General features: G+C 46.0%; 1 protein-coding gene. It reads right to left on the bottom strand.

Annotation, left to right across the window (positions count from 1 at the left end; all coding sequences use genetic code 11):
* Positions 1-844: SHIRT domain-containing protein (locus HMPREF2655_RS02990; RefSeq protein WP_257367810.1), on the bottom strand; the 844-nt coding region annotated here is incomplete at both ends.

Genomic DNA, 844 nt, shown 5'->3' on the forward strand with positions numbered 1-844 from the left:
ATCTTTCAAGTTTGTTTGGTCTGCTGGAAGAAGGGCCTTCACTTCTTGTGGAAGCTCTTTACCCGGAGTTCCGCTGACAAACTCGTGAACTGCTTTATGAGTCACTGTTGGAACTGGGCTTGCTGTAAACTCCCATGTACCTACAAACTTAGCATCTAATCCATTAATTGTTTCCGATGTCTTATCGTAGGACTTGAAGCTCCAGGTACCTTCTGCTGTCCTAACTTCTTTTTGGCTTGGTTGCGTTGGTGTTGCTTGGCTACCATCTTTCAAGTCTGTTTGGTCTGCTGGAAGCAGGGTTTTCACTTCTTGTGGAAGTTCTTTGCCTGGAGTTCCGCTGACAAACTCGTGAGTTGCCTTATGAGTCACTGTTGACGCTGGAGTGAATTCCCAGGTACCGATAAAGTGGACATCCGCTCCATTGATGGTTTCTGATGCCTTGTCATAGGACTTGAAGCTCCATGTACCTTCCGCGGTCTTAACCTCTGTTTGACTTGGTTGTGTTGGTGTTGCTTGGCTGCCATCTTTCAAGTTTGTTTGGTCTGCTGGAAGAAGGGCTTTTACTTCTTGCGGAAGTTCTTTTTCTGGCGTTCCGCTGACAAATTCATGTGTTGCCTTGTAAGTTGGCGCTGGGGTGAATTCCCAGGTGCCTACGAAGTGTACGTCTGCTCCATTAATAGTTTCAGAAGTCTTGTCATAGAACTTGAAGCTCCAAGTGCCTTCTGCTGTCTTAACTTCTGTTTGACTTGGTTGCGTTGGCGTTGCTTGGCTACCATCTTTTAAGTCTGTTTGGTCTGATGGAAGCAAGTCTTTCACTTCTTGTGGAAGTTCTTTACCTGGAGTT

The organism is Streptococcus sp. HMSC066F01, from assembly GCF_001837335.1.
GTDB lineage: Bacteria > Bacillota > Bacilli > Lactobacillales > Streptococcaceae > Streptococcus > Streptococcus oralis_S.